Origin of the sequence: Stenotrophomonas sp. NPDC047960 (assembly GCF_043204395.1) — a bacterium.
Lineage (GTDB): Bacteria > Pseudomonadota > Gammaproteobacteria > Xanthomonadales > Xanthomonadaceae > Stenotrophomonas.
In genome coordinates this window covers 2,501-5,396 of record NZ_JBIDBX010000011.1, presented here as the reverse complement: position 1 = coordinate 5,396, position 2,896 = coordinate 2,501, and the positions used below count along the sequence as shown (strand labels likewise).

Annotated in this window: 2 rRNA genes (1 of these 2 only partly in view); both read right to left on the bottom strand. The window is 53.8% G+C overall.

The annotated features are described in order from the left end of the window. Positions 1-107 (bottom strand): 5S ribosomal RNA (gene rrf, locus ACGFZ3_RS18670); the annotation flags it as partial. Between the two features lie 145 nt (positions 108-252). Beyond that, a 23S ribosomal RNA gene (locus ACGFZ3_RS18665) occupies positions 253-2,896 on the bottom strand; it runs 235 nt beyond the window's last position.

The following is a 2,896-nucleotide window of genomic DNA, read 5'->3' as shown; positions in this document are numbered from 1 at the left end:
ATGACCTACTCTCGCATGGCTTGAGCCACACTACCATCGGCGCAGCTGCGTTTCACTTCCGAGTTCGGGATGGGATCGGGTGGTTCCACAGCGCTAATTTCACCAGGGAGACGGTTGGAGCGTCGCGATGTTCGTGGTTTTCCCTTGTGGGAAAAGCACGGCCATACTGCGCCTGCCTCTCATAGTTCTTGTGACGTAGCGTGCACCTGGATCTATCGACATGTCATGTCGGCCAAGGCAACTTGAGGTTATATGGTCAAGCCACACGGATCATTAGTATCAGTTAGCTCAATACATTGCTGTACTTACACACCTGACCTATCAACCACATAGTCTATATGGTTCCTTCAGGGGGCTTGTGCCCCGGGAGATCTCATCTTGAGGCGCGCTTCCCGCTTAGATGCTTTCAGCGGTTATCGCTTCCGAACATAGCTACCCGGCAATGCCACTGGCGTGACAACCGGAACACCAGAGGTTCGTCCACTCCGGTCCTCTCGTACTAGGAGCAGCCCCTCTCAAATCTCCAACGCCCATGGCAGATAGGGACCGAACTGTCTCACGACGTTCTGAACCCAGCTCGCGTACCACTTTAAATGGCGAACAGCCATACCCTTGGGACCGACTACAGCCCCAGGATGTGATGAGCCGACATCGAGGTGCCAAACACCGCCGTCGATATGAACTCTTGGGCGGTATCAGCCTGTTATCCCCGGAGTACCTTTTATCCGTTGAGCGATGGCCCTTCCATACAGAACCACCGGATCACTAAGTCCTAGTTTCCTACCTGCTTGATCCGTCGATCTTGCAGTCAAGCACGCTTATGCCTTTGCACACAGTGCGCGATGTCCGACCGCGCTGAGCGTACCTTCGAGCTCCTCCGTTACTCTTTAGGAGGAGACCGCCCCAGTCAAACTACCCACCATACACGGTCCCCGACCCAGATAATGGGCCCAGGTTAGAACGTCAAGCACGACAGGGTGGTATTTCAAGGATGGCTCCGCCACAGCTAGCGCCATGGTTTCATAGCCTCCCACCTATCCTACACAGACGAACTCAACGTTCAGTGTAAAGCTATAGTAAAGGTTCACGGGGTCTTTCCGTCTTGCCACGGGAACGCTGCATCTTCACAGCGATTTCAATTTCACTGAGTCTCGGGTGGAGACAGCGCCGCTGTCGTTACGCCATTCGTGCAGGTCGGAACTTACCCGACAAGGAATTTCGCTACCTTAGGACCGTTATAGTTACGGCCGCCGTTTACTGGGGCTTCGATCAAGAGCTTCGCCTTGCGGCTGACCCCATCAATTAACCTTCCAGCACCGGGCAGGCGTCACACCCTATACGTCCACTTTCGTGTTTGCAGAGTGCTGTGTTTTTGATAAACAGTCGCAGCGGCCTGGTTTCTGCGGCCCTCTTCAGCTATAGCTCGCATGAGCCACCAAAAAGGGCGCACCTTCTCCCGAAGTTACGGTGCCATGTTGCCTAGTTCCTTCACCCGAGTTCTCTCAAGCGCCTGAGAATTCTCATCCTACCCACCTGTGTCGGTTTACGGTACGGTCTGCGTAAGCTGAAGCTTAGGAGCTTTTCCTGGAAGCGTGGTATCAGTGACTTTGTCTTAAAGACTCGTCTCGGTGCTCGGTCTTGAAGGATCCCGGATTTGCCAAAGATCCAAACCTACCGCCTTTCCCCCGGACAACCAACGCCGGGTACACCTAACCTTCTCCGTCCCTCCATCGCACTTACGCGAGGTGCAGGAATATTAACCTGCTTCCCATCGACTACGACTTTCGTCCTCGCCTTAGGGGCCGACTCACCCTGCGCCGATTAACGTTGCGCAAGGAAACCTTGGGCTTTCGGCGTGCGGGTTTTTCACCCGCATTATCGTTACTCATGTCAGCATTCGCACTTCCGATACCTCCAGCAGACTTCTCAATCCACCTTCAACGGCTTACGGAACGCTCCTCTACCGCGTACATATAAATATGCACACCCCAAGCTTCGGTTCACTGCTTAGCCCCGTTAAATCTTCCCCGCAGACCGACTCGACCAGTGAGCTATTACGCTTTCTTTAAAGGGTGGCTGCTTCTAAGCCAACCTCCTGGCTGTCTGTGCCTTTCCACATGGTTTTCCACTTAGCAGTGAATTTGGGACCTTAGCTGTGGGTCTGGGTTGTTTCCCTTTTCACGACGGACGTTAGCACCCGCCGTGTGTCTCCCATACAGTCCGTCTCGGTATTCGGAGTTTGCAATGGTTTGGTAAGTCGCGATGACCCCCTAGCCATAACAGTGCTCTACCCCCGAGAGGATACATATGAGGCGCTACCTAAATAGCTTTCGAGGAGAACCAGCTATCTCCGGGTTCGATTAGCTTTTCACTCCTAATCACAGCTCATCCCCGTCTTTTGCAACAGACGTGGGTTCGGGCCTCCAGTACCTGTTACGGCACCTTCACCCTGGCCATGACTAGATCACCCGGTTTCGGGTCTACTGCCCGCGACTATGCGCCCTTATCAGACTCGGTTTCCCTTCGCCTCCCCTATACGGTTAAGCTTGCCACGAACAGTAAGTCGCTGACCCATTATACAAAAGGTACGCAGTCACTCTTTCGAGCTCCTACTGCTTGTACGCACACGGTTTCAGGATCTATTTCACTCCCCTCTCCGGGGTTCTTTTCGCCTTTCCCTCACGGTACTGGTTCACTATCGGTCGGTCAGTAGTATTTAGCCTTGGAGGATGGTCCCCCCATGTTCAGACAGGGTTTCACGTGCCCCGCCCTACTCGTCTTCACTGGAGTGGCCCTTTTAAATACAGGGCTATCACCTTCTATGGCCAGCCGTTCCAGGCTGTTTTTCTAGAACCATTCCAGCTTAAGGGCTAGTCCCCGTTCGCTCGTCGCTACT